Source organism: Luteibacter sp. PvP120, assembly GCF_054055715.1.
This window is the reverse complement of the sequence record NZ_JBSRXP010000015.1, coordinates 25,803-50,040: the sequence shown is the minus strand read 5'-3', so window position 1 is coordinate 50,040 and position 24,238 is coordinate 25,803. Positions and strand designations below refer to the sequence as shown.

Below are 24,238 nucleotides of genomic sequence, written 5' to 3'. Positions count from 1 at the left end.
CATGCGCAAACTGCTCATCACCCTCAACGCCATGGTCCGCGATCAGACTCCATGGCACGGCACGGTAGGGGCCTGAAAAAGACAGTTGCTCCTACGGGGCGACGATTTCTCAAAAAAAAACCGCGACCCGGAGGCCGCGGTTTTTCCGACACTCGCCGAGGCGAGCGACGTGTCTTACTTCATCAGACCCGCGAGGGTCTTGCCGAGGTCGGCCGGCGACTTGACCGTGGTCACGCCTGCCTTCTCGAGCGCGGCGAACTTGGCTTCCGCCGTGCCCTTGCCGCCGGAGATGATCGCACCGGCATGGCCCATGCGCTTGCCCGGAGGTGCCGAGGCACCGGCGATGAAGGACACCACCGGCTTCTTGACGTACTGGCTGATGAACTCGGCCGCATCTTCTTCCGCGCTGCCACCGATTTCGCCGACCATGATGATGCCTTCGGTCTGCGGGTCGTCCTGGAACAGCTTCAGGCAGTCGATGAAGTTGAGGCCATTGATCGGGTCGCCGCCGATGCCGATGCAGGTGGACTGGCCCAGGCCTTCGTTCGTGGTCTGGAACACCGCTTCGTACGTGAGGGTGCCCGAGCGCGAGACGATACCGACCTTGCCCGGCTTGTGGATGTGGCCCGGCATGATGCCGATCTTGCACTCACCCGGGGTGATGACGCCGGGGCAGTTCGGACCGACCAGCACGACGTCCGGGTGCGACTTCAGCACATTCTTCACGCGCATCATGTCGAGCACCGGGATGCCTTCGGTGATCGTGACGATGATCTTGATGCCACCGGCGATGGCTTCGAGGATCGAGTCGGCCGCGAACGGCGGCGGCACGAAGATGACCGACGCGTCGGCGCCGGTCTGGTCGACCGCGTCACGCACCGTGTTGAAGACGGGCAGGCCGATGTGCTCGGAACCGCCCTTGCCCGGGGTCACGCCACCGACGACCTTGGTGCCGTAATCGATGGCCTGCTCGGCGTGGAAGGTACCCTGCTGTCCGGTGAAACCCTGGACGAGGACCTTGGTGTTCTTGTTGATCAGGACGCTCATTTAGATTCGCTCCTCAGGCCGCTGCGGCCACGGCCTTGCGGGCCGCGTCGTTGAGATCGTCGGCCGGCGTGATCGCCAGACCCGAGTTGGCCAGCAGTTCGCGGCCCTTCTCGACGTTGGTGCCCTGCAGGCGAACGATGACGGGGATCTGCAGACCCACTTCCTTCACGGCCGCGATGATGCCTTCGGCGATCAGGTCGCAACGCACGATGCCGCCGAAGATGTTAACCAGGATGGCCTTGACCTTGTCGGACGAGAGGATGAGCTTGAACGCCTCGGAGACGCGCTCCTTGGTGGCGCCGCCGCCGACGTCGAGGAAGTTGGCCGGCTCACCGCCCGCCAGCTTGATCACGTCCATCGTGGCCATCGCCAGGCCGGCGCCGTTGACCATGCAGCCGATCGTGCCGTCCATCGTGACGTAGTTGAGGTTGTGCTGGACGGCGGCCGCTTCGGCGGCGTCTTCCTGCGTGAGGTCGCGCATGGCGGCCAGGTCGGCGTGACGGAACTCGGCGTTGTCGTCCGAGTTGACCTTGCCGTCGAGCGCGGCGAGGTTGCCGTCCTCGAGGATGGCGAGCGGGTTGAGCTCGACCAGGGCCAGATCTTTCTCATTGAACAGCTTGTAGAGGCCCAGCATGGTCTTGACCAGCTGGCCGACCTGCTTCGGGTTCAGGTCCATCTTGAACCCGAGGTCGCGGCACTGGTACGGCTGCAGGCCTTCGACGAAATCCACCTGGAAGGTGTGGATGTCTTCCGGGGTCTCGGCGGCCACCTGCTCGATGTCGACGCCGCCATGCTTGGAGGCGATGAACGAGATCGACTTGGTGTCACGATCGGTGAGGATCGAGAGGTAGAGTTCCTTCGCGATGTCGGTCGCATCGGTCACCAGCACCAGGTTCACCGGAAGCGCGCGGCCGGCGGACTGGTAGGTTTCCATATTGGTACCGAGCATGCCCTTGGCGGCATCGCGGACGGCATCGAGGCTGCGGCAGAACTTGACGCCACCGGCCTTGCCGCGGCCACCGGCATGGATCTGGGCCTTGACCATCCACTGCGAGCCACCAAGGTGCTTGGCGGCGTCGACAGCGGCGTCGGGAGAGTTGGCAACCTTGCCCGGCGGCACGGCGATGCCGTACTTGGCGAACAGTTCTTTAGCCTGGTACTCGTGGAAATTCATTCGATACCTCGAGCGAACGGGAGAAGCGTGTGAATGCATGCGGGCCAGGAGCGGCCTGCACGGGAGTGGGGGATGCTTCGATCGATCACGCCAGAATGACGCAATACGGCCGCGTATTTTCCCGGAAGGCGCCCCGGATGGAAAGGGGCGCCGCGACATTGGCCCCGGGACGGCCGGTCCGGGCTGCAGGAACGGTGTGTTGCCGTGCCCCGGCCCCGCCTATACTGGCCCTCATCGAGGCCCCGGGGGGCCACCGGCGGAGAACCATCCACGTGTCCACGCCCGCGCCGACCAGCGCCTCCAGCTCGCGCGCCGTACAGAACACGGCCCGCCACGAACTGTTCTTTTTCAACTACTTCCGGCTGGGTCAGGCCGCGGTCTACACCGCGCTGGCGTTCCGCCCCGAGCACATGAACTGGCCGGCCCTGCCGGAGCCCCTGGCCGCCCGGCTGCTCGCCCTGGCCTACCTGCTGGCCGCCCTGGTCATGGTCTCGCGCACGCGGGTTTCCCTGCACCGGCCCGTCCTCATCGTCTCCATCGGCCTGACGCTGGACATCGCCGCCGCTCTTTTCGCCCTGGTCCTCATGCACGACGTGCGCATGGGCGTGGCCATGATGCTGGCGGTCAACATGGCCACCGGCGCCTTGCTGCTGCCCTTCCGGCTGTCGATGTTCTTCGCGGCGCTGGCCACCCTGGCCATGCTGGGCCACTGCCTGTTCGACCTGGACGAACCCACCGCCGGCGACCGCGAACTGGTGGAATATGGGCTGTTCGGCGCGGCCTACTTCGCCTGCGCCTCGCTGTGCTACATGCTGGGCCGCAATATCCGCGCGTCGGAGGCCCTGGCCGAGCAGCGCGGCATCGACCTGGCCAACCTGTCCCAGGTGAACGAGCTGATCATCCGGCGCATGAAGACCGGCGTGCTGCTGGTCGACGAAGGCAACCGTATCCACCAGCTCAACGAGTCCGCGTGGATGCTGATGGGCAATCCTTCGGCCGAACAGCGCGACCTGGGCAGCCTGGCACCGGAGCTGTCGCGGCGGCTTTACCACTGGCGCACGTCCGGCAAGCTGGACGAGAGCGCGACCATGCTGGCCGACGGCACCCCCGAGGTCATCCCCCGGTTCTCCCGGCTGGCCCCCAACGACGATTCGCACGTCCTGATCTTCCTGGACGACACCTCGCTGGTGTCACGGCGTGCCGAGGAGCTGACCCTCAGCTCGCTGGGGCGCCTGTCCGCGTCGATCGCCCACGAGATCCGCAACCCGCTGGCGGCGATCCACTACTCGGCCCAGTTGCTGGCCGAATCCACCGACATGAACGATACCGACCTGCGGATGGTCGAGATCATCAACAACCATTGCTCGCGGCTCAACGAAATCATCGAGAACATCCTGCAGCTGTCCCGACGCGAGCGCTCGCGTCCGGAAACCCTGGACCTGAGCCAGTGGGTGCACCACTTCGTCACCGAATACCGCCTGGGCAACGATCTGGGCGCGGACATCCTGCGCGCCGTCTCGGGCAGCGAGCCCGTGGCCGCCGTCGCGGACCCCCAGCACCTGCAACAGGTGATCTGGAACCTGGTCCAGAATGCCCTGCGCTACGGGCGCATGCCGGGTGAGCCCGCCCGCGTCATGCTGGTGGCCCGTCACTCGGAGGCCGGCATTCCCATCCTCGAGGTGATCGACCGGGGTCCGGGCATTCCGCCGAAGGTGGCCGCGCAGATCTTCGAGCCGTTCTTCACTACACACGAATACGGCACGGGCCTGGGTCTCTACCTCGCCCGGCAGATGACCGAGGCCAATCAGGCCGCCCTGGAATACGTGCGCGTGGCAGGCGGCGGCAGCTGCTTCCGGATCAGCCTCACGCCGCCCGCCCGCACGGCGGCGTCGGTGCCCCTGGCCGCCAGGGCGTGAACGGCGCCCTTTGCGCGGGACGCCGGGACGGTTACATTGGCTGTCATCACCGAACCTTTCGGAACCCATGAGCAAGCAGTCCATACTGGTCATCGACGACGAACGCGACATCCGTGAGTTGCTGACCATCACCCTTGGGCGCATGGAGCTCGACGTCGACGCCGTAGGGAGCGTCACCGAAGCACGCAACGCCCTGGCGTCCCGTCGCTACGACCTGTGCTTTACCGACATGCGTCTGCCCGACGGCAGCGGCCAGGAGATCATCGAGCTGATCGCCGCCAACCATCCGGACATGCCCGTGGCGATGATCACCGCGTATGGCAACGTCGATGCAGCGGTGACCGCCCTGAAAGCGGGCGCATTCGACTTCGTGTCCAAGCCGGTGGATATCCACCTCCTGCGCCGCCTCGTCCGCACGGCCTTGCGCCTCTCCGAAGAACGCAAGACGGAAACCGGCGCCAAGGGTGCACCGGGCGCCGATCGCCTGATCGGCGACTCGCCCGTCATGACCGAAGTACGCGGGAAGATCGTCAAGCTGGCGCGCAACCAGGCGCCGGTGTATATCGGCGGCGAATCGGGGGTGGGCAAGGAACTGGTCGCCCGGCTGATCCACGAGCTGGGCCCCCGCGCGGCGGGCGCTTTCGTGCCCGTGAACTGCGGCGCCATTCCGTCGGAACTGATGGAAAGCGAGTTCTTCGGCCACCGCAAGGGCAGCTTCACGGGTGCCCATGCCGACAAGGAGGGCCTGTTCCAGGCGGCCCAGGGCGGCACGCTGTTCCTCGACGAGGTGGCCGAGCTGCCCCTGCACATGCAGGTGAAGCTGCTGCGGGCGATCCAGGAAAAAGCCGTGCGCCCCATCGGCGGCCGTGACGAGATCCCCGTGGACGTGCGCATCCTTTCGGCCACGCACAAGAACCTGGCCCTGCTGGTCGAGCAAGGCCTGTTTCGCCAGGACCTGTTCTATCGCATCAACGTGATCGAGCTGCGCGTACCACCGTTGCGCGAGCGCCGCGGCGACGTGCCCAAGCTGGCCGAGTTTGTCCTGCGCCAGCTCGCCGTGGAATCCGGTGGCGGCGCACCCGGCCGGCTGCAACCCGAAGCGCTGGCCGCGCTGGAGGCCTACCAGTTCCCGGGCAACGTGCGCGAACTGGAGAACATCCTCGAGCGCGCCATGGCCATGTGCGAAGGCGATGCCATCGAGGCGGAGGACCTGATGTTGCCGCAACGTACGGCGGCGCCTGCCCCTTCCGGTGCGGATGCCGCCACGGGCAGCGTGGCCCAAGCGCCTGCCAGCGGACTCTCGGCCGGCGGTGCCGACGGTTCGCTGGAAGATTTCATTTCCAACATCGAGCGCGACACGATCATCAAGGCGCTGGAAGAATCGCGGTACAACAAGACTGCGACCGCCAAGAAGCTGGGCATCACGTTCCGCGCCTTGCGGTACAAGCTGAAGAAGCTCGGGATCGATTGATGCGCCACCGCGCGTGACAGCGCCGCACCGTCATGACCAGGCCGGCGTAGACGAGCACCGCAAGCATGGCGTTGAGGACAAGGCCGCCGAACAGCCCCCAGCCACGCTGGAAATCCTCATCCGGTGACGGTAGCTGCAGCCAGGGGGTAGCGAACAGGGGCACCTGCATGACCCCGCGCACGAGGTCGAACGCCGGGCCCTCCACGCATCGCGGATAGAGGCAGGAGGTCTGCCAGAGCAGGATCGACAGCGACGCCATGAGGTGCACCAGGCTCGCGACGATGAAGCCGACGAGGTATGTGGCGATCGTCATGCGACGCACGATGGCGTCGGCTTCCTTTTGCATATCCCAGAACATCGCACTCCCCGAAGCCGTGGCGGCCTGCGGCAGCGCAGACACGTGTCGGGAAGACGTTAGTCGGATACCCCTTCCATCGATATGGAAGGATTCTGAAAAATGCAGGCATTCTGCCAGGCGACCCGAAAGGGATCAGCCGGCCTTGCCCTCGCTCGCCTCCAGCGCCTCGCGCACCTTGCGCAGCAGCGCGCGCGACTGGATCGGCTTGTGCAGCACGTAGAGGTGATCCAGTTGCGGCAGTTCGTCGAGGTTGGGCGGGGCGTCCGGCCGGGCCAGCAACAGCACCGCACGGCTGTAGCCATGTTCGAGCAACGCAGCCAGCGTACGCACGCCGGTGAACAGGTTCATGTCGGCGTCCATCACCACGAGGTCGGGCACGCCGTGGGCCTCGATCCATTGCAGCGCGGCCGTGCCACTCTGGCTGGCGCCGGCCTGGTAGCCATACGCATCCAGCGTGTCGACCAGCAACGACAGCTGCACGGCTTCCTCGACCACCACGAGCACGCGCTCGGCTTCGCCCTGGAGCGACGCATCCATGATGGACGCCGGGGCGGCGTCCTCGTCTTCACTGTTGAGCGGCAGGTAGAGGTGGAACTGCGTACCTTCGCCCACCACGCTGCGCACGCGCATGAGGCCGCCATGGCTGGCGACGATGCGCTTGCACGAGAGCAGGCCGAGGCCCGTGCCGGTCTCCTTGGTGGTGAAGAACGGCTCGAACAGACGTGACAGGACGTCCGGCGGCATGCCCAGTCCGGTATCGATCACGGACAGGCGCAGGTAGCGGCCCGGGTGCGGCTGCTCGCCTTCCAGGAAGAAGTCGTCCGCCAGGCTCGCCTGCGCGGTCTCGATGCGCAGCGTGCCGCCGGCGGGCATGGCCTGGAAGGCATTCAGGCTGAGGTTGAGCAGGCACTGCTGTAACTCGGTGTGATTGCCCTCGAAGGTGACATCCGCGTCGTAGACCTCGATCGTCATGTTGACGGTTCGCGGCACGCTACCCTGTAGCAGCAATTTCAAGGCATCCAGCAGGGCGCCCAGGCGCACCTGTTCCGCGCGCCGCGCGCCACGCGCGAACGACAGCATCGACGAGACCATCTCCAGGCCGCGGCGCCCACAGTCGCGCACCAGCGTGCCCAGGCGGGCGAGGCGCGGATCGTCGGCATAGTCTTCCAGCGTGTCGCCGGCCAGCAGCAGCGGCTGCAGCAGGTTGCGCAGGTCGTGGCTGAGGCCGCCGGCAAGCAGGGCCAGGCTTTCGAATCGCTGTGCGCGGATCAGTTCCTGCTCCGCACGGGCGCGACCGCGCTGCTCTTCCGCTTCGCGCAACGCGCGCCGCACGGCGGAGGCCAGTCGCGCCGTGTTGTGCTTGAGGATGTAATCGGTGGCACCGTTGCGTAGCGCCTCGATCGCCGCTTCCTCGCCCAGGGTGGCCGAAATGAAGATGAAGGGAATGGCGGTATTGCGTTCGCGCAGCAGTTGCAAGGCCCGCTCACCGCTGAAGGTCGGCAGGCTGAGGTCGGACAGCACGATATGCGGGTCGAATCCGTCGAGGCCGTCGAGGAAGGCCGTCTCGTCGTCGACGAGCAGCACCTCGTAGTCGAGCCCGTCCTGCTCCAGCTCGGCCTGGATGAGCTCCGCATCGAGCTCGTTGTCCTCCACCTGGAGGATGCGCACTTTCCGGTTCTGGTCCTGCCCACCCATATCAGTCGCCCGGCTCCTGGCTCAATCGCCTTCCGGGCGCTGGTTCAGCACCGCCCAGAAGTGGCCGAGCGTCTGCACGGCGGTGAAGAACTGCTGCACGTCGACCGGCTTGAGCACGTAGGCGTTCACGCCGAGGTCCCAGCTGCGCGCCAGGTCGCTCTCTTCGCGCGACGATGAAAGGATCACCACCGGCAGGCGGCGCCACCGCTCTTCCGTACGCAGCTCCTTGAGGACTTCCAGGCCATCCTTGCGCGGCATCTTGATGTCGAGCAGGATCACCGCCGGGTCGCCCGGGTCACGCGTGGCATACGGGCCACGGCGATGCAGCCAGTCGAGGCAGTCGACGCCGTCCTCCACGTGCACCACGGGATTGACCAGCTTCGCCTCCTTCAGGGCGTCCATCGCCATTTCCGCATCGGCCATGGAATCTTCGACGATGAGGATCGTATGCAGCTTGGCCTTGGCGTCGATCATGTGTCACCTGTGTGGGCGGCCGCACCATCGGATGCCGGCAATGAGAAGTGGAACGTCGCGCCGCGGTCCGTCTCGCCCTCGGCCCAGGTCCGCCCGCCATGTCGCGCAACGATGCGGCGCACATTGGCCAGGCCGATACCGTTGCCCGGGAACTCCGAGGCACGGTGCAGACGCTGGAAGACACCGAACAGCTTGCTTGCGTACTGCATGTCGAAACCGGCGCCGTTGTCGCGCACGGAAAACTCATAGTCACCCGCCGCGTTACGCTCGAGGGAGACCTCGATGATCGCCTTCTCGCGGTTGGCGGTGTACTTGACCGCGTTGCCCAGCAGGTTCTGCCAGACGGTGCGCAGCATGTTTTCGTCGCCGATCACGATGGGCAGGGGCGCGATCTGCCACTCAATATGGCGATCACGCGCCTCGGTTTCAACCAGGGCTCGGGCCTCGTCCACCAGTGATTGCATGTCTACCGCCTGCAGGCGCAGCGCGCCGCGGCCCAGGCGGGAGAACACGAGCAGGTCGTCGATCAGCTGCGCCATGCGGCGCGAGGAATGGGTGATGACGTCGATGTAGTGCCTGACCCGGTCGTCCGAACGGTCGGCCAGGTGCGCTTCCAGCTTGCCGGCGAACCCGGCGATGTGCCGCAGCGGCGCACGCAGGTCGTGCGAGACGGAATAGCTGAAGGCCTCCAGCTCGCGGTTGACGTCGGAGATCTGCTCCACCTTGCCCTCGAGCTGGCGATTGAGCTCGCTGACCTTCTGCTCGACCAGCGCTCGCGCCGTGATGTCGCTGACGGTCAGCAAGACCGCCGGCGCATCGTTGTCCGACTCTTCGATACGGCGTGCATTGATCACCACGAAGCGGTCGATGCCGTCCACGGTGCGCTGGGTGAGTTCGTAATCCCACAGTTCGCGGTCACGGGCCACCACGTCGCTGAGGCGCTGCAACAGCGACGTGTCGCTCCATGCGCCTTCGCCGATCTCGTTGATCGGCAGCTTGCTGTCACGCTCACGGTCGAAACCGTACAGCTCGGCGAATGCCGTGTTGACCAGCAACGTACGCAGCGACGCATCCAGCATGGCGATGGGCTCGCGCACGGCCTGCACGATCAGTTGCGAGCGATTCACGGCATCGGACGCCTGCGACTCCGCCTTCAGGCGGATCGCGATCTGTCGTTCGGACACCACCACCACGATCGCCAGCAGCGCGATCTGGGCCAGCGAGGCGATCAGCAGCACCGTTCGGTTGTCCGACGCCGAATCCAGGGCCTGCGCGCGACGCTGTTCCAGCAGCGTGGATTCCTCCGCCAGCAGGTCGATCACCGTCTGGCGAATGGGAAAGAGGACGCGTATGTCCTCCATGGCCTTGAATGCGCCTTCGCGATCGCCCGCCCTGAGCCGGTCCATCGCCCGCTCGCAAAGGGTAGCCCGGCTGTTCGCCATCGCTTCCAGGCCGCCCAGCCGCGTGAGCTGCTGCGGATTGTCGGACATCATCCGGCGCAGGTCGCTCATGAGACCGGGAACCAGCTTGCGGTTCGCGGCCAGCCGCTCTTCCAGCTGGGGGTCGGCCGGCGCGCCCGCCAGGAGGCTGTACGCCGCCGCCTCGCTGCCGCGCAGGATGGCGTCGACGCGATAGACGCCCGCCTTGATCTCGGCCGTATGGGTAACCCAGTCGCGGGTGGACAGGGCGGCATCCGAACTGGACCGATTGACCACGTACGGCAAGGCCACGATGACGAGCACCGCCGTGAGCAGACTCGCGATACGCCAGCGCGCCCCCATCCTTACGATCATGCTGTCGTGTTCCCCGCGACGAATCCTGCCCCTGAAGGACATGGATTATAGACGCTGGGTACTTCGATTCGCTGGTGACGCAAGGACACACCCTGGGGATGCGATAACGGGTACGCCCCTTCCCGCCACGTGCCGGTCCGGCAGCGGCGGGACAAGTGACGCACCCGTTGGATGGAAGGCGTGCTTAATGCCCAAAAAGACGTGAAGGTCCCGTGAGTCCTGCCGAGGGCGCGCTCAGGGAGCCGCCCCGGTCATCGAGTAAGGCGCCGAGCCCGGTTGCTGGCCCCAGTCTTTTGCCGGCTCCGCCTGCATGATGAAGTGCAGCTCGCCACCCGCCACGATGTCCTCGTGACGGATGAAGGTGCGGTCCAGCGGCTTGCCGTTGAGCGTCACCCGGCCGATATAGGGATGCCCGGCGTCGAGCCGGTCGGCCGACACCGTGAACCGCTTGCCGCCAGGCAGGTTCAGCACGGCCTTCTCCACGAACGGCCGCCCGATCACGTACTCGTTGCTGCCCGGGGCCACCGGATAGAAGCCCAGCGAGCTGAAGATGTACCAGGCAGACATCTGGCCCAGGTCGTCGTTGCCGACCAGGCCGGTGGGCGTGGGGGAGTACTGCGTCTTCATGATCTGGACCAGCCGCTCCTGCGTCTTCCAGGGTTGGCCGGCGTAGTCGTACAGGTAGGCCACCTGGTGGCTGGGCTCGTTGCCGTGCGCATACCAGCCGATCAGGCCGGTGATGTCCTCGACGTGGGCGAACGACTTGGGGTCCACCTTGGCATCGAATACCGAATCCAGCTTCTTGACGAAGGCATCCGTTCCGCCCAGGGCCGCGATCAGTCCGGCAACGTCCTGCGGCACGTACCAGGAGTACTGCCACGCGTTGCCCTCGGTGTAATCGCTGCCATAGGCGGCCGACGACGGATCGAACGGTTCGCGGAAGGCGCCGTCGCTCTTGCGCGCGCGAAGGAAGCCGGTACGCGTGTCGAAGCTGTTCTTCCAGTTGCCGGCACGCTTCATGAAGGTCGCGGCGACATCGTCCTTGCCCATCGCCTTGGCCATGCGCGCCAGCGACCAGTCGTCGAACGCGTACTCGACGGTCTTGGACGCGGCTTCGGGCTGCCGGTCGATCGGCACGTAGCCGAGCTTCATGTAATCGTCCAGGCCGCCGTAGGGGCCGTACGTGGCACTGGCGACCATCGCCGCCAGCGCCTTGTCGGCATCGAACCCGCGTATACCCTTCATATAGGCATCGGCGATGACCGGCACGGCGTGGTAGCCGACCATGCACCAGGTTTCCATGCCCTGGTAGGCCCAGATCGGCAGGATGCCGAAGGGGCTGGCTTCGCGCGCCGCGATCAGCGAGTTGACGAACTGGCTGCTCATGTCGGGGCGCAGCAGCGTCACCAGCGGCTGCTGTGCGCGGTACACGTCCCACAGCGACCACGTGGAATAGAAGTCGAAACCCTTGGCGGTGTGCACCTGGTTGTCGGGACCGCGGTACTGCCCGTTGACGTCCATCGACAGGCTGGGGGAGATCATCGCGTGGTACAGCGCGGTGTAGAACATCCGTCGGGTGTCCGCCGGCGCCTGCACGTCCACCGTCGACAACACCTTTTCCCAGGCCCCGCGAGCCTCGGCGCGGCGCGCGTCGAAGTCGAAGCCCTGGCCATCGGCGTCCAGGTTGGCCACCGCGTTGTCCTCGCTGACCGAGGACACGGCGACCTTCACCACCAGCGGCTTACCCAGGCTGCCGAAATCGAACACGCCCTCCAGCGCACGACCGCTGATGCCGTCGGTGTCGACGGCACGGTTGCCCGGCCCACTGAAGCCGCGGTAAGCGATCGCCTCCTCACGGTTCTTCAGCGCACGGGAGGTCATCGGCTGGTTGAAACGCATGGCGAAATACAGCTGGCGACCGGGCGCCCAGCCCCGCGTGGTGCGCCCGCCGGTGACCGTACCGTCCGCACGCACGCGCAGCGACGACCAGAGCACCTTGCCGTCGTAATCGTAGATGCTGGGCCGCAGGTCCAGCAGCAGGTGCGCCGGCTTGCCCGCCGGAAAGGTGTAGCGGTGCCAGCCGACCCGCGCACCGGCCGTCAGTTCCGCACGTACGCCGTAGTCGGCCAGCGTAACGGCGTAGTACCCTGCCTCGGCGCGTTCGGTCGTATGGTCGAAACGCGAGCGATAGCCGCTGCCGGGCTTGTCGGGGGAGCCCGGGTCCAGCTTCACGTCACCGGCAACGGGCATGACGAGGACATCGCCCAGGTCGGAATGGCCGCTGCCGGAGAAATGCGTATGGGAGAAACCGAGGATGCTCGTGTCGCCGTACTGGTAACCGGCGGCCCATTTGTAGGCGTGCTTGACGTCCGGCATCGCCGTGTCGGGGGACAGCTGGATCATGCCGAAGGGCACCGTAGCGCCCGGAAAGGTATGACCGTCGCCGCCGGTGCCGATCATCGGATCGACCGCCGCAAAGGCGCTGGTCGGTCGGTCGGCGGCGGCGGCGGATGTCAGAATCGGCAGGGCAAGGCCCAGGGCGGCGGCGAGCAGGCCGCGACGCAGGCGGGCGGAGTTCGGCATGGATGGTTCCCCTCGGATAAACGCTTGACGAGCGGTCGCGATCGTTTGGATCGTGACAAACGGATCGAACGTAGCAAAGATAGCCGGCCCATGCATGTTGCAGTGCGTGATGCATCCCAGACCACACCGCGCGATGATCGCCCGGTTTAGATCGTTTGAAGGAGCCCTGAATGCCGAGGATCGCCCCGCAACGCCGCAAGGTGACCCTCGCCGACATCGCGCTGGGATGCGATGTGTCGCGGGCCACGGTATCGCTGGTGCTGCGCGGCAGCCCCCTGGTCAACTCCGCGACACGCGCGCGCGTCGAGGCGGAACTCAAACGGCAAGGCTACGTCTATAACCGCGCGGCGGCCAACCTGCGCCGACGCACCTCCTCCAGCATCGGCCTGGTCATCAACGACCTGGGTAACCCGTTCTTCGCCGAGTTCGCGGCCGGTGCCGACGAGGCGCTGGCCAGCGCCGGCTACGTCACCCTGCTGGGCAATACCGGCGAATCGCCGGACCGCCAGCAGGCGGTGCTCAACTCCCTGATCGAACACGGCCCCGCCGGCATCATCCTCTCGCCGGCCGAAGGCAGCGAGGGCGAGCAGGTCCTGGCGGCGGTCGGCATGCACACGCCGCTGCTGGTGTTCAACCGCGAGCTGCCGGACGACGAAGGCGCCCATCGCTGGGACACCCTGGAGATGGACAACGAGCACGGCGCCCGGCTCGCCACGGAACACCTCATCGGCCTCGGCCACCGGCGCATCGCCTTCTTCGGCGGCCACCGCGATTCCAGCTCGGTGGCCCAGCGTCGCAAGGGCTATGCCGGCGCCATGCAGGACGCCGGCCTGCCGGTCGATCCCGCCTGGCTGGTAGAAAGCGCGCCCACACGCCTGGAAGCCGCCCGGCAGACCGGCGCACTGTTCGCCCGCGACCCGGCACCTACCGCAGCCGTCTGCTACAACGACGCCGTGGCGCTGGGCCTGATCCTCGGCCTGACCAAGCGCGGCCGGCGCCCCGGCGACGATTTCGCCCTGACCGGCTTCGACGATGTGGCGGAGGCCTCGGTGTGCGTACCGCCCCTCACCACCGTCGCGGTCGATCCGCGCGGCCTGGGCCGACGCAGCGCCGAACTCATCCTCGAACGACTTCGCAACCCCGAGACGGACACCGCTTATACGATCGCGCCGGTACGGCTGGTCGTACGCGAAAGCAGTTGTCCGCCCTCTTCACCCTGACCCACTACCTGGAGCGCCCCATGGCCACCGGATCCACGCCATTGCCCACCTCGTCTTCGACGAGCACGGGCGACACCCGTTACACCTACTTCCCGCTCGCCCTCGGCGTGATGACCACGATCTTCTTCATGTGGGGCTTCCTGACCTGCCTGAACGACATCCTGATCCCGCACCTCAAGGGTGTGTTCGAGCTGAACTACTTCCAGGCGATGCTCATCCAGTTCACCTTCTTTGGCGCGTATTTCATCATGGGCCTGCCTGCGGGCAAGCTGGTGGCTGCGCTCGGCTACAAGAAGGGCATCGTTGCCGGCCTGATCATCGCGGGCATCGGCGCGGCGCTGTTCTGGCCCGCCGCCGGTATGCGCGTCTATCCCATCTTCCTCGGCGCGCTGTTCATCCTGGCCACCGGCATCACGGTGCTGCAGGTGGCGGCGAACCCGTACGTCGCGCTGCTGGGTCCCGAGAAGACGGCTTCCAGTCGCCTCACCCTCGCCCAGGCCCTCAACTCGTTCGGCACCTTCCTCGCTCCGTTCTTCGGTGGCGTGCTGATCCTGTCCAACGCCGTGAAGAGCAGCGACGACATCGCCAAGCTCAGCGCCGCCGAGCAGGTCACCTACCGCGCGACCGAAGCCAGCGCCGTGCAGGTGCCGTACATCGGCCTGGCCGTGGTGCTGGTGCTGATCGCGATCGGCGTGTATCTGTTCAACCTGCCCAAGCTGGAAGAAACCACCGAGAAGGCCGACGAAGGCCACCACTCGCTGATGGACGCGCTGAAGACCCCGCACGTGTTTTTCGGTGTGCTCGGTATCTTCTTCTACGTCGGTGGTGAAGTCTCGATCGGCAGCTTCATGATCAACTACCTGCAGCTGCCTGAGATCGGCAACATGACGGGCGAAGTCGCCGCGTCGCACGTCGCCTTCTACTGGGGTGGCGCGATGGTCGGCCGCTTCATCGGTTCGGCCCTGCTGGCCAAGTTCTCGCCGCGCGTCCTGCTGGCCGTGTTCGCCGCCATCAACGTGCTGCTCGTCATCACCACCATGATGACCACCGGCACCGTGGCCGTTTACAGCATCGTGGCCATCGGCCTGTTCAACTCGATCATGTTCCCGACGATCTTCTCGCTCGGTATCGAGCGCATGGGTCCGCTCACCAGCAACGCGTCGAGCCTGCTGATCATGGCCATCGTCGGCGGCGCGCTGATCCCGGTCATCCAGGGCGCGGTCGCCGACCACATCGGCCTGCAGCACGCCTTCTTCATCCCGCTCATCTGCTACGCGTACATCGTGTTCTACGGCCTGAGCGGCTCGAAGATCCGCAACGTCCCGGTCGCCGCCAAGGCCGGTTGACGCTCGTCACGACGGCCGGCGCCCGCCGGCCGTCGTGCTTCCCCTTCCCTGTCCCCAAGGACACGCGTACGCATGTCTTCCATCCTCTGCTTCGGCGAGGCGCTGATCGATTTCCACGCACAGCCCCAGGGCGGCGCCGGTCAGCCTCCCGCCTTCGTTCCGTTTGCCGGTGGCGCTCCCGCCAACGTCGCGGTCGCCTCCGCCCTGCTGGGCGCCAAAGCCCGTTTCGCCGGCATGCTCGCCCGTGACATGTTCGGCGACTTCCTGCTCAAGAGCCTGACCGACCTCGGCGTCGGCACCGACGATGTCGCGCGTACCGACGAGGCGCGCACCGCGCTGGCCTTCGTCGCGCACGACGACAAGGGCGACCGCAGCTTCAGCTTCTATCGTCCGCCCGCGGCCGACCTGCTGTTCCGTCCTGAGCACTTTCGCGCCCAGGCGTTCGACGACCTGTCGATCTTCCACGTCTGCTCCAACTCGCTCACCGAGGCCGCGATCGCCGCGACTACGGTCGAGGGCATGCGCCGCGCCCGCACGGCCGGTGCGCTGGTCAGCTTCGACATGAACCTGCGTCCGGCCCTGTGGCCGAAGGACGAGGCACCGTTGCCCCGTCTGTGGGAGACCCTGCACGAAGCGGACGTGATCAAGCTCAGTGCCGAAGAGTTCGCGTTCATCCACACCGACGCCGACACCGATGATGCCGTGCTTGCCCGGCTGTGGGAGGGCAAGGCCCGCCTGCTGCTGGTAACCGACGGTGGTGAACCGATGCGCTGGTTTACCCGCGCCGCAAGCGGCGAGCTGTCCGGCTATGCCGTCGAGGCCGTGGACACCACGGCTGCGGGCGATGCGTTCGTCGGTGGCCTGCTGTCGCGCCTGGACCACGAGGGCGTCACCCCGGCCAGCTTCGACGCGTTGATCGCCGATGAAGCCCGCCTGGTCGAGCTGATCCGTTTTGCCGCCGCCTGCGGTGCGATCACCGCGACCCGCAAGGGCTCGTTCACCGCCATTCCCGACCAGGCCGAAGTGAAGGCCTTCATGGAGAAGCACGCATGACGACTGTCCCCCGCCCCGATTTCCATTCCGTCGACGTCCTCCGCGACCATGTCGCGAAGACCATGGCCTTCTACAAGCCGAACGAGGTCGATCCGGCCGGCGGCTTCTTCCAGTACTTCAAGGACGACGGCTCGGTCTACGACCGCGGCCATCGCCACCTGGTGTCGAGCACGCGCTTCGTCTTCAACCATGCCATGGCCTACCTCGAGTTCAACAAGCCCGAGGACAAGGACCTGGTCATGCACGGCCTGACCTACCTGCGCGAGGTTCACCTCAACCCGGAGACCGGCGGTTACGCCTGGACGATTGCCGACCGCAAGCGCGACGACCAGATGAACCACTGCTATGGCCTGGCCTTCATGCTGCTGGCCTATTCCTGTGGCGTGAAGGTCGGCTTCGACGAGGCACGCGCGTGGCAGGGCGAGATCTGGGACCTGCTCGAGCAGCGCTACTTCGAGCCGCAGTACGGGCTGTACCGCGACGAGGCGGACAAGGACTGGAACTTCACCGGCTATCGCGGTCAGAACGCCAACATGCACATGACCGAGGCCATGATCGCCGCATGGGAAGCCACCAAGGAGGATCGTTACCTCGATCGCGCGCTGCTGCTGGCCGAGAACATGACCCAGCGCCAGGCCGGGCTCACCCCGCAGAAGCTGGTGTGGGAGCACTACCACAGCGACTGGACGATCGACTGGAAATACAACCTCGACAACCCCAAGCACCTGTTCCGCCCCTGGGGTTTCCAGCCCGGCCACCAGACCGAGTGGGCGAAGCTGTTGATGATGCTCGATCGCTACACCAAGGGCACGCCGAAGCATAAGGACTGGCTGGTGCCCACCGCGAAGCACCTGTTCGACGAGGCCCTGGCCAAGGCCTGGGACAACGAGCACGGCGGCATCGCCTACGGTTTCTCGCCCGAGGGCGATGTCTGCGACGACGACAAGTATTTCTGGGTACAGGCGGAATCGCTGGGCGCTGCGCAGCTGCTGTTCGAAACCACGGGCGAGAAAAAGTACGACGAGGCCTACGAGAAGATCTGGGCCTACAGCTGGCAGCACTTCGTCGATCACACGTACGGCGCCTGGTATCGCATCCTCAAGCGCAACAACGAAAAATACGACGACGAAAAGAGCCCCGCCGGCAAGACGGACTACCACACCATGGGCGCCTGCTACGAAATCATGGCCTCCCTCCGCCGCATGCAAAAAACCGCGTAGGAGCGCACGACGTGCGCGATCCCTCAATGGCCCTACCGCGAGGGAAGCCGCAAATCATGTTCTGGCGGGCGGTTCCGTACCGCCCGCCAGAACGGCTCTAGGCTCTGGGCTCTAGACACCCCATCCCAAAGCCACCCGTCCAAGACAACCCATACCCGCCAGACCCGCGACGATAATCGCCGCACCGTATCACCCCGCCCGACGCCTGGTCGGCGCCTTACGTGAAGCCCCCTTCCGTGCCGGATTCTTCTTCGCGACCGTCTTCGCGGGCGCTGCCTTGGCGGGCGCTGCTTTGGCGGGAGCCGCTTTCTTCGCCCCGCCCTTCGACGCCGCTTTCTTCGCAACAGCCTTACCCGTGGCAGCTTTCTTCACCGGCATCTTCTCGGTCGGCGTCGTCTTCGCCGGTGTGCGCGTCTTCGCGCCCAGGCTCTTCTTAAGCAGCGCCATGAAGTCCACCACATTGGTGGTGGCGTTCTCCGGCGTATGGTCGTCATCGTCGTCCACGGTGGTCGTGACGCCCTTGCTCTTGAGCCGCTTCTCGATGACGCCACGCAGTTTGTCGCGGAACTCGTCACGGTAATCGCCGGGCGACCAGTCCGCGGCCATCGACTGGATGAGGTCGGCCGCCATCTCGATTTCACGGGGCGAAATGCGGTAGGCCGTCGCGGCCTTGTCGGGCAGGTCGTAATCGCTCAGGTCCACGATCTCCGACTGGTAGCGCAGGATGTTCAGCACCAACCCGTCGCCCTGCGGCATCACCGCGGCCAGGTATTCCTTGGTACGGATGACCACACGCGCGATCCCGATCTTGCCGGTCTTCTTCAGGGTTTCGCGCAGCAGTACGTAACCCTTCTCGGCCTTCTTCGCCGGCAACAGGATGTACGGCTTCTCGAAATACGACGGGGCGATGGAACCGGCGTCTACGAAGGCATCGATCTCCACCGTTTCGTGGGCATCGCTGGCGGCGTTCTTGATGTCCTCTTCCTCGAGGACCACGTAGCTGCCTTTCTGGTACTCGAACGCCTTGACGATGTCCTTCCAGGGGACTTCCTCGCCGGTCTCGGCATTGACCCGCTCGTAGCGCACCGGCGTATTGCTGCGCTGGTCGAGCATGCGGAAATGCAGGTCGTTGCGACGTTCGCCCGACATGAGTCGGATCGGCACGTTGAGCAGGCCGAACGATAACGTACCGGTCCAGATGGGGCGTGCCATACGGGCGATCCTCGGGCGGCGGATGAGCGCCGAGGATCGCCCCGATGGCGTGCAGGTAACGCCAACGCCTAGTTCGCGTCGTCGATCACGGGCAGCTCGATCGCGCTGGCCTTGCCCGGCGCATGCCATACCTGCTGCGTGGCCTTGCGGTAATCGGCAGGCCTGGCGAAGAAGATATTCGGCACGAAGGTCTGCGGGTTGCGATCGTAGAGAGGGAACCATGACGATTGCACCTGGACCATGACCCGATGCCCGGGCAGGAAGGTGTGATCCACGGTAGGCAGGCCGAAGCGGTAGGGCAGCGGCGTGTCGGGCGTGAGCGGTTTCGCCTCGGTGAATCCCTCGCGGTAGCGGCCACGCAGGATGTCCATCGACACTGCCAGTTCGTACCCGCCCATCGTGGGGTTGGAGGCGTTGGTCTCCGGATAGACATCGATCAGCTTCACCACCCAGTCGCTGTCAGTGCCGCTGGTGGAGGCGTAAAGGTCGACCTGGGGTGCGCCCGCCACCCGCAAGGGTGCGGTGAGCGGCTCGGTCATGTAGGTCAGGACATCCGGGCGACCGTCGACGAAACGCTGGTCCTGGACCAGCCATGTCGTCCACGACTGACGATCGGCAAAATGGACCGGGCGCGGTACGTAGGGCACCGGCTTGGCCGGATCGGACACATACGTGTCATAACCCGGCGCAGCGGCCGCCGGCGCCGCGAATGACAACTTTCCATTGGCATTGAGGTACAACGGCCGGGTCTTTTTCCCCTGCGGCCAGGACGAAAAGCGATCCCAGTGGTTCTCGCCGGTGTTGTAGATCAGCACAGGCGGCGTCTTCGCCTTCGGCGCGCCGTCCAGCAGGTATTGGTTGAAGAACGGCAACAGGACATCGCGCCGGAACTGCAACGCGGTGTCGCCGTCCCACGCCAGCGCGCCCAGCGACGCACCGCTGTAGTTGACCTGGCTGTGGCGCCACGGACCCATGACCAGGTAATTCATGGTGTTGGCGCGGTCCTTTGGTTCGACCGCCTCATAGCTATGGATCGCCCCCCACATGTCCTCCTGGTCCCACAGGCCCTGTATCCACATCACCGGGACTTTCAGCGGCTGCCTTGCCATTTCCTTGTCGAGTGCCTGGCCCTGCCAGTACGCGTCGTAGGCCGGATGCTCGCTCAGCTTGCGCCAGTAGGGCAGCGCGTCGAGGCCCGCGGCACGAGCGTAATCGCCTGCGGAGCCTGCCCGCAGGAAGTTGGTGTAGTCGTCGTAACCGGCCCGGCTGATGGCCTCGCCCTTGCCACGCCTGGCGTTCTGGCCGGCGATGTAATCGAAGTTGGTCTGCCGGAACGCGCCGTAATGGAACCAGTCGTCGCCCATCCAGCCATCCACCATGGGGCTTTCGGGTGCGGCCACCTTCAGGGCGGGATGCGGGTTGACCAACGCCATGACCACCGTGAAACCCTCGTAGGACGAGCCGATCATGCCGACCTTGCCGTTCGACTCGGGCAGGTTCTTCGTCAGCCAGTCGATGGTGTCGTAGGCGTCGGTCGAGTGATCCACGGCGGAGGCGTTGAGCGGACCGTGCAGCGGGCGCGTCATCACGTAGTCGCCCTCGGACCCGTACTTGCCGCGGATATCCTGGAAGACGCGGATGTAGCCAGCATCGACGAATACCTCGTCACCCTGCGGCAGCACGTCGCGCATCGTCGTGGCATCGGCCCGGCTGGTCCGGCCATCGGCGTCGTAAGGCGTGCGTGTCAGCAGGATGGGGGCATGGTGGGCGTTTCGGGGAATCACGATCACCGTATGCAGCTTGACCCCGTCGCGCATGGGGATCTCGACCACGCGCTTGATGAAGTCGTCGGCGGCGGTGGGACTGGCGAAGCTCGCCGGGATGTCCGGCGTCATCGGCGCCGTCTGGGCGTGGGCCAGGCCGGCGGTCACGGCGAACGAGAGCGCCAGCAGGCGCGGCAGGAGCGGGAGGGATGTCATGGCAACGGCGTCCTAGGGCAGCAGGCAACCGCCCTAGCGTGCCGCATCCTGGCGATGACGGCCACGTCCCATGCGTGCGACCCCGACGATCGTGCAAAAAAAAGCCGCTCCGAAGAGCGGCGTTTTCCTCGTCACGCCCCGAAGGACACCGACGATGGACGAACTTACTGAGCCGGAGCGGTCGAAGCCGGAGCCGGGGCAGTCGCAGTGGCAGCCGGTGCGGTGGTGGCGGCAGCCGGAGCGTCGGCCGGTGCGGTGGCGGCCGGTGCGGTGGCGGCAGCAGCCGGGGCGTCGGCGGGGGCGGCGTTGTCTTCCGACTTGTTGCAACCCGACAGGGCGGCGACGGCGACAAAAGCCAGGGCGGCGATAGAAATGACCTTCATGATTCTTTGCTCCTCAATGTGTAATACATAAACGGGTACGTCTTGGACATCCTGCCGGTAAGGCAGCATCTCCCAGAGTAGCCGCGTCGGCAGGCGGTTGGAACTCGCATCCTCGACGAAACCGTCCGAAGATAGGCTCTCCTAGGATGCAACGACAATAATGAAGCGTGGATGTCCGGCGGCGCAGCGCTAGACGTGCTCGCAGACATTTTCAGAATAATCGCGTTCCCCCCTCGGAAGCCAGTCCCTATTCTGTCAGCTGGAAGTTGCCATCGGCGCCCTGCCGATGACCAGACAAGGAGAAAGGCCTCGTGAGCACCCCCCAACCCTCCCGCATCTCGCGGCGCACGCCGCAACGCCGGCGTTACCTCGCCGCCATGGTCGGTGCCGTCCTGGCGCCGGTCGCCGGTGCGGCACCGCCACCCTGGATCGTCGACGGTGGCATCCTCGACATCCCCGGCGAAGCCTTCGAAACCCGCGGCGAGTCGGAATCCGTGCTCCTGATCAGAGGCGGTGGTGGCGCCACGGCGCGCAGGGCAATCCTCGAAACCTACGGCGACTCCGCCAGCGCCGTCGAGGTACGCGGCGCGGGCAGCACGTTCGAGATGACCGGCGGCACCCTGGAAACCCACGGCGGCGGCTCCGCAGCTCTCTGGGTCCAGGGCACCCGACGCGCGAATGTCGCACTGCGCGATGTCGCCCTCGTGACAGAGGCCGGCGTCGCGCGCGGCGCCTACTTCAACCAGGACGGCGCCGACGGGCAGTTCATCCGTGGCAGCGTCACGACCACCGGCAATACGTCCATCGGTGTGCTCGCGGAAAACGGCGGCAGTTTCTCGCTGGCGGGCACGCAGGTTCTCACGACGGGGAAAACCTCGCACGGGGCCGAAGCCACGGGTACCGACTCGTCGCTGCGCGCCAGCAAGGGTGCCACCATCACGACCCAGGGCGAGGGCGCGGCAGGCGTCAACATCGGCGCCCAGGCAGTGGCAACGATCGCTGACAGCACCATCCTTACCCACGGAGCCTATGCGCCGGCACTGGCCGGGCAGGAGCAGAGCGGCACGGTCACCGTGCTCAACACATCACTCACTACGACCGGCGACAACGCGCGTGGCGTCACGACGGCCGACGGCGCCAACATGCGCCTGGAAAGCACACGGATCGACACCGCGGGTGCGGGCGCAACCGGCGTGGACGATCGCGCCTCGTCGGTCGTGCTGATCGACGGCGAGGTGTCCACGCGCGGCGACCGGGCGTACGCAGTCAACGCCCGGGGCGGCGAATACGCCGGCCGCAACCCCCTCGTCTCGCTCACCGGCACGGCGCTCAAGACGGCCGGCATTTCCGCGCACGCCGTGCAGGCCCTGGGCGGAGGCGAAGTCCGCCTGATCGAAGCCACGGTGACCACCACCGGCGCAACCGCACACGGCATTGCGACCAGTCAGGGCACCGTCCGCGCGGACGATACGCAGGTCATGACGCACGGGGCCGGCGCGTATGGCGCCGTCGTGCTGGGCGGCGGCAACCTGTATGTCGACGGGGGCAGCATCGGCAGCGAGCACACGGCGGTGCTCCGCCTTCGCGATCCCGGCACCGTACGCTTCGCCCATGGAGCACGCCTCGACGGTGCCGAACATGGCCTGATCGATGTCGATGCGGCGTCCTCGCTTCCGTTCACCGTAGTCCTCGACGAAAACGCGCATGCCTTTGGCGACATTCGCACCGCAGGGCCCTTCGTCCCACCTGCCGCTGGAACCCACGGCCCCTCCCTCGCCATCAGCCGTGGGGCTTCGTGGACCGGTGCAAGCACCATCGTCCGCGACGTCACGCTCGATAGCGGTGGCACATGGAACGTCACGGCCGACAGCGAGATCGCCAGCCTGCGCCACCACGGCGGCACGCTTGCCTTCGCACACGCTGCCGCGGGCACATTCCAACATCTGACGATTCGCGGCGACTACGACGGGCAGGACGGCCTCTTCGTCATGAATGCGCACATAGGTGACGACAACTCACCGGCCGATCTCATCCATGTGCAGGGCAACGCCTCCGGTTCTGGCCGCATTGCGGTGACATACGTCGATGGCAACGGTGCCGATACCGTCGACGGCATTCCGCTCATCCGCATCGACGGTCGCTCCGATGCGGTGTTTCGGCTACAGGGCCGCGTGGCCACCAAGATCTACGAATATTTCCTGCGCAAGGGTTCGGTGCACGCCCCCAACGACGGTAACTGGTACCTGCGCTCGTCGCGCGAGCCCGACCCCATCGTCGATCCCGCGATCGAGCCCCCCGTCACGCCGACGCCGGAAAACCCTGACATCGACCCGCCCGCGGACGTGCTTCCACCGCCACCGCCACCGCCGCCGGAGACATCCCGCATCCTGCGTCCGGAGGTCGGCACCTATCGCGCCAACCAGACTGCGGCACTGGATATGTTCCAGGGCGGGATCGGCGGTGGCCAGGACGACGAACGCGACGATGCCCGACAGAGTGTCTGGGCACGCTTCGATCGGCGACACACGGCGTTCGATATCGGCGATCAGCTCGTCACGACCAGCGGGTCGAGCGAACTCACCCTCGGTGCCGACCTGATCCGCGGCGCCTCCGATGCCGAGGGCTATGCCGGTGTCATGGCATCCACGGGCCGCGCCGACACCAGCGCCCGATCGCGCGTCACGGGCTACACCGCCAAGGGCCGCGCGCGCGGTTCGGCGGGGGGTCTCTATGCGGGCATCCGCACCGACAACGGGACCTACGTCCGCGGCTGGACCCAGTACGCTCACCTCAGCCAGCGCGTAGAGGGCGTCACCTTACCCATGGAGCGTTACGGCAGCGGCAACCTCAGCGCCAGCATCGAGGCAGGACGACGCTGGCGCCGCGCACTCAATCCCGACACCGATGTCTACCTGGAGCCGCAGGCGCAACTTACGGCCATGCGCCTCAGCGGCGGCGCGCATCGCGAGGTCAACGGTACGCAGGTCGCCCCGCTGCACGGTAGCGGCGCCACTGCCCGCCTAGGCCTGCGCGGCGCGGCGCGCTGGCACACGCCGTCCGGACACACGGCGTCGCCTTACTTCACGGCGAGTTGGCTACGCCGTCTGGGTCATCTCGATGCCACCCGCCTCGACGACGACGCGTTTTCCGCAGGCGTACCGCGCAATGCCTACGCCGTGAAGCTGGGGCTCACCTTCCTGCGTGCCACACGTTGGCGGATGTGGACCGATGTCGAAACGCGCTTCGGTGCCAACGGCTACCGTCGGGTGACGGGCAGCCTGGGCATCCGCCGCATCTGGTGAGTCATAGCTCCG

17 protein-coding genes are annotated in these 24,238 nt (G+C 66.2%); 7 read left to right on the top strand and 10 right to left on the bottom strand.

What is annotated here, in order from left to right:
* Positions 1 to 174: 174 nt before the first annotated feature.
* Positions 175 to 1,047, bottom strand: a complete 873-nt coding sequence (gene sucD / locus ACVKN3_RS19170) for a succinate--CoA ligase subunit alpha (RefSeq protein ID WP_285403549.1) — start codon at positions 1,045 to 1,047, stop codon at positions 175 to 177.
* Between the two features lie 13 nt (positions 1,048 to 1,060).
* Complete coding sequence (gene sucC / locus ACVKN3_RS19165; RefSeq protein ID WP_354515525.1) at positions 1,061 to 2,221, bottom strand: ADP-forming succinate--CoA ligase subunit beta; 1,161 nt, start codon at positions 2,219 to 2,221, stop codon at positions 1,061 to 1,063.
* A 272-nt stretch (positions 2,222 to 2,493) separates the two neighbouring features.
* On the opposite strand from sucC, the gene ACVKN3_RS19160 reads away from it, so the two are divergent.
* Both ACVKN3_RS19160 and ACVKN3_RS19155 read left to right on the top strand, forming a co-directional pair.
* Positions 2,494 to 4,137 (top strand): sensor histidine kinase, encoded by a 1,644-nt coding sequence (locus ACVKN3_RS19160; protein ID WP_285403547.1) that lies wholly within the window; start codon positions 2,494 to 2,496, stop codon positions 4,135 to 4,137.
* A gap of 67 nt (positions 4,138 to 4,204) precedes the next feature.
* Entirely contained in the window at positions 4,205 to 5,608 is a 1,404-nt protein-coding gene (locus ACVKN3_RS19155) for a sigma-54-dependent transcriptional regulator (RefSeq protein ID WP_285403546.1), read from the top strand.
* On the opposite strand, the gene ACVKN3_RS19150 is transcribed toward ACVKN3_RS19155, so the two are convergent.
* The 5 genes from ACVKN3_RS19150 to ACVKN3_RS19130 form a co-directional block, all read right to left on the bottom strand.
* Positions 5,559 to 6,008 (bottom strand): hypothetical protein, encoded by a 450-nt coding sequence (locus tag ACVKN3_RS19150; RefSeq protein WP_354515528.1) that lies wholly within the window; start codon positions 6,006 to 6,008, stop codon positions 5,559 to 5,561. The genes ACVKN3_RS19155 and ACVKN3_RS19150 overlap by 50 nt on opposite strands.
* A gap of 90 nt (positions 6,009 to 6,098) precedes the next feature.
* On the bottom strand, positions 6,099 to 7,661 hold the full coding sequence (locus ACVKN3_RS19145; RefSeq protein ID WP_354515530.1) for an ATP-binding response regulator: 1,563 nt from the start codon (positions 7,659 to 7,661) through the stop codon (positions 6,099 to 6,101).
* A gap of 21 nt (positions 7,662 to 7,682) precedes the next feature.
* Positions 7,683 to 8,135 carry a response regulator gene (locus ACVKN3_RS19140; protein ID WP_354515532.1) on the bottom strand — a complete coding sequence of 151 codons (453 nt, stop codon included), beginning with the start codon at positions 8,133 to 8,135 and terminating at the stop codon, positions 7,683 to 7,685.
* Entirely contained in the window at positions 8,132 to 9,928 is a 1,797-nt protein-coding gene (locus tag ACVKN3_RS19135) for a sensor histidine kinase (protein ID WP_354515534.1), read from the bottom strand. The genes ACVKN3_RS19140 and ACVKN3_RS19135 overlap by 4 nt, the downstream gene beginning before the upstream one ends.
* Positions 9,929 to 10,162: 234 nt before the next feature.
* The gene (locus ACVKN3_RS19130) at positions 10,163 to 12,511 is read right to left on the bottom strand and encodes a GH92 family glycosyl hydrolase (RefSeq protein ID WP_354515536.1); all 2,349 of its coding nucleotides are present in this window, start codon (positions 12,509 to 12,511) and stop codon (positions 10,163 to 10,165) included.
* Between the two features lie 170 nt (positions 12,512 to 12,681).
* On the opposite strand from ACVKN3_RS19130, the gene ACVKN3_RS19125 reads away from it, so the two are divergent.
* The 4 genes from ACVKN3_RS19125 (at position 12,682) to ACVKN3_RS19110 (ending at position 17,350) form a co-directional block, all read left to right on the top strand.
* Positions 12,682 to 13,731 (top strand): LacI family DNA-binding transcriptional regulator, encoded by a 1,050-nt coding sequence (locus ACVKN3_RS19125; RefSeq protein WP_354515537.1) that lies wholly within the window; start codon positions 12,682 to 12,684, stop codon positions 13,729 to 13,731.
* A 110-nt stretch (positions 13,732 to 13,841) separates the two neighbouring features.
* Positions 13,842 to 15,077 carry an L-fucose:H+ symporter permease gene (gene fucP / locus ACVKN3_RS19120; RefSeq protein WP_354515752.1) on the top strand — a complete coding sequence of 412 codons (1,236 nt, stop codon included), beginning with the start codon at positions 13,842 to 13,844 and terminating at the stop codon, positions 15,075 to 15,077.
* A 72-nt stretch (positions 15,078 to 15,149) separates the two neighbouring features.
* Positions 15,150 to 16,130 carry a carbohydrate kinase family protein gene (locus tag ACVKN3_RS19115; protein ID WP_036137583.1) on the top strand — a complete coding sequence of 327 codons (981 nt, stop codon included), beginning with the start codon at positions 15,150 to 15,152 and terminating at the stop codon, positions 16,128 to 16,130.
* A complete protein-coding gene (locus ACVKN3_RS19110) occupies positions 16,127 to 17,350 on the top strand; it encodes an AGE family epimerase/isomerase (RefSeq protein ID WP_354515539.1) in 1,224 nt (407 codons plus the stop codon). The genes ACVKN3_RS19115 and ACVKN3_RS19110 overlap by 4 nt, the downstream gene beginning before the upstream one ends.
* A gap of 189 nt (positions 17,351 to 17,539) precedes the next feature.
* Here the strand turns inward: ACVKN3_RS19110 and ku are convergent, their stop codons facing one another.
* The 3 genes from ku to ACVKN3_RS19095 all read right to left on the bottom strand — a co-directional run bounded on the left by ku (position 17,540) and on the right by ACVKN3_RS19095 (position 20,924).
* Entirely contained in the window at positions 17,540 to 18,562 is a 1,023-nt protein-coding gene (gene ku / locus ACVKN3_RS19105) for a non-homologous end joining protein Ku (protein WP_354515542.1), read from the bottom strand.
* A 68-nt stretch (positions 18,563 to 18,630) separates the two neighbouring features.
* Positions 18,631 to 20,541, bottom strand: coding sequence for a CocE/NonD family hydrolase (locus ACVKN3_RS19100; protein ID WP_285403537.1), 1,911 nt, complete (start codon positions 20,539 to 20,541; stop codon positions 18,631 to 18,633).
* A gap of 164 nt (positions 20,542 to 20,705) precedes the next feature.
* Positions 20,706 to 20,924, bottom strand: a complete 219-nt coding sequence (locus ACVKN3_RS19095; protein WP_354515544.1) for a hypothetical protein — start codon at positions 20,922 to 20,924, stop codon at positions 20,706 to 20,708.
* 311 nt (positions 20,925 to 21,235) lie between these two features.
* On the opposite strand from ACVKN3_RS19095, the gene ACVKN3_RS19090 reads away from it, so the two are divergent.
* The gene (locus ACVKN3_RS19090; RefSeq protein WP_354515546.1) at positions 21,236 to 24,226 is read left to right on the top strand and encodes an autotransporter family protein; all 2,991 of its coding nucleotides are present in this window, start codon (positions 21,236 to 21,238) and stop codon (positions 24,224 to 24,226) included.
* The last annotated feature ends 12 nt before the right edge of the window (positions 24,227 to 24,238 follow it).